Origin of the sequence: Enterobacter cloacae complex sp. S1, from assembly GCF_014930525.1 — a bacterium.
In the GTDB taxonomy this organism is placed as follows: Bacteria; Pseudomonadota; Gammaproteobacteria; order Enterobacterales; family Enterobacteriaceae; genus Enterobacter; species Enterobacter hormaechei_C.
Window position 1 is genome coordinate 1,693 of record NZ_JADBRE010000041.1, and the last position, 3,049, is coordinate 4,741.

Below are 3,049 nucleotides of genomic sequence, written 5' to 3' on the forward strand. Positions count from 1 at the left end.
TTTGCTCTTTAAAAATCTGGATCAAGCTGAAAATTGAAACGACACACAGCTCATGTGTGTTCGAGTCTCTCAAATTTTCGCAATCAGAAGTGAAACATCTTCGGGTTGTGAGGTTAAGCGACTAAGCGTACACGGTGGATGCCCTGGCAGTCAGAGGCGATGAAGGACGTGCTAATCTGCGAAAAGCGCCGGCGAGGTGATATGAACCCTTGACCCGGCGATGTCCGAATGGGGAAACCCAGTGCAATCCGTTGCACTATCGTTAACTGAATACATAGGTTAACGAGGCGAACCGGGGGAACTGAAACATCTAAGTACCCCGAGGAAAAGAAATCAACCGAGATTCCCCCAGTAGCGGCGAGCGAACGGGGAGCAGCCCGGAGTCTGAATCAGCTTGTGTGTTAGTGGAACGGTCTGGAAAGTCCGACGGTACAGGGTGATAGTCCCGTACACGAAAGCACACATGCTGTGAACTCGAAGAGTAGGGCGGGACACGTGGTATCCTGTCTGAATATGGGGGGACCATCCTCCAAGGCTAAATACTCCTGACTGACCGATAGTGAACCAGTACCGTGAGGGAAAGGCGAAAAGAACCCCGGCGAGGGGAGTGAAAAAGAACCTGAAACCGTGTACGTACAAGCAGTGGGAGCCTCTTTATGGGGTGACTGCGTACCTTTTGTATAATGGGTCAGCGACTTATATTCTGTAGCAAGGTTAACCGTATAGGGGAGCCGAAGGGAAACCGAGTCTTAACTGGGCGTTAAGTTGCAGGGTATAGACCCGAAACCCGGTGATCTAGCCATGGGCAGGTTGAAGGTTGGGTAACACTAACTGGAGGACCGAACCGACTAATGTTGAAAAATTAGCGGATGACCTGTGGCTGGGGGTGAAAGGCCAATCAAACCGGGAGATAGCTGGTTCTCCCCGAAAGCTATTTAGGTAGCGCCTCGTGAACTCATCTTCGGGGGTAGAGCACTGTTTCGGCTAGGGGGCCATCCCGGCTTACCAACCCGATGCAAACTACGAATACCGAAGAATGTTATCACGGGAGACACACGGCGGGTGCTAACGTCCGTCGTGAAGAGGGAAACAACCCAGACCGCCAGCTAAGGTCCCAAAGTCATGGTTAAGTGGGAAACGATGTGGGAAGGCACAGACAGCCAGGATGTTGGCTTAGAAGCAGCCATCATTTAAAGAAAGCGTAATAGCTCACTGGTCGAGTCGGCCTGCGCGGAAGATGTAACGGGGCTAAACCATGCACCGAAGCTGCGGCAGCGACACTATGTGTTGTTGGGTAGGGGAGCGTTCTGTAAGCCGTTGAAGGTGTGCTGTGAGGCATGCTGGAGGTATCAGAAGTGCGAATGCTGACATAAGTAACGATAAAGCGGGTGAAAAGCCCGCTCGCCGGAAGACCAAGGGTTCCTGTCCAACGTTAATCGGGGCAGGGTGAGTCGACCCCTAAGGCGAGGCCGAAAGGCGTAGTCGATGGGAAACAGGTTAATATTCCTGTACTTGGTGTTACTGCGAAGGGGGGACGGAGAAGGCTATGTCAGCCGGGCGACGGTTGTCCCGGTTTAAGCATGTAGGCGGAGGTTCCAGGTAAATCCGGTACCTTGTTAACGCTGAGGTGTGATGACGAGGCACTACGGTGCTGAAGTGATAAATGCCCTGCTTCCAGGAAAAGCCTCTAAGCATCAGGTAACACGAAATCGTACCCCAAACCGACACAGGTGGTCAGGTAGAGAATACCAAGGCGCTTGAGAGAACTCGGGTGAAGGAACTAGGCAAAATGGTGCCGTAACTTCGGGAGAAGGCACGCTGATATGTAGGTGAAGCCCCTGCGGGTGGAGCTGAAATCAGTCGAAGATACCAGCTGGCTGCAACTGTTTATTAAAAACACAGCACTGTGCAAACACGAAAGTGGACGTATACGGTGTGACGCCTGCCCGGTGCCGGAAGGTTAATTGATGGGGTTAGCGGCAACGCGAAGCTCTTGATCGAAGCCCCGGTAAACGGCGGCCGTAACTATAACGGTCCTAAGGTAGCGAAATTCCTTGTCGGGTAAGTTCCGACCTGCACGAATGGCGTAATGATGGCCAGGCTGTCTCCACCCGAGACTCAGTGAAATTGAACTCGCTGTGAAGATGCAGTGTACCCGCGGCAAGACGGAAAGACCCCGTGAACCTTTACTATAGCTTGACACTGAACACTGGTCCTTGATGTGTAGGATAGGTGGGAGGCTTTGAAGCGTGGACGCCAGTCTGCGTGGAGCCAACCTTGAAATACCACCCTTTAATGGCTGGTGTTCTAACGTAGACCCGTAATCCGGGTTGCGGACAGTGTCTGGTGGGTAGTTTGACTGGGGCGGTCTCCTCCCAAAGAGTAACGGAGGAGCACGAAGGTTGGCTAATCCTGGTCGGACATCAGGAGGTTAGTGCAATGGCATAAGCCAGCTTGACTGCGAGCGTGACGGCGCGAGCAGGTGCGAAAGCAGGTCATAGTGATCCGGTGGTTCTGAATGGAAGGGCCATCGCTCAACGGATAAAAGGTACTCCGGGGATAACAGGCTGATACCGCCCAAGAGTTCATATCGACGGCGGTGTTTGGCACCTCGATGTCGGCTCATCACATCCTGGGGCTGAAGTAGGTCCCAAGGGTATGGCTGTTCGCCATTTAAAGTGGTACGCGAGCTGGGTTTAGAACGTCGTGAGACAGTTCGGTCCCTATCTGCCGTGGGCGCTGGAGAATTGAGGGGGGCTGCTCCTAGTACGAGAGGACCGGAGTGGACGCATCACTGGTGTTCGGGTTGTCATGCCAATGGCACTGCCCGGTAGCTAAATGCGGAAGAGATAAGTGCTGAAAGCATCTAAGCACGAAACTTGCCCCGAGATGAGTTCTCCCTGAGACTTTAAGTCTCCTGAAGGAACGTTAAAGACGATGACGTTGATAGGTCGGGTGTGTAAGCGCAGCGATGCGTTGAGCTAACCGATACTAATGAACCGTGAGGCTTAACCTTACAACGCCGAAGGTGTTTTGGCGAAGAGACAGA

1 rRNA gene is annotated in these 3,049 nt (G+C 52.9%); it reads left to right on the forward strand.

Annotation, left to right across the window (positions count from 1 at the left end):
• Positions 1–111: 111 nt before the first annotated feature.
• Positions 112–3,016, forward strand: a 23S ribosomal RNA gene (locus IM290_RS20465).
• The last annotated feature ends 33 nt before the right edge of the window (positions 3,017–3,049 follow it).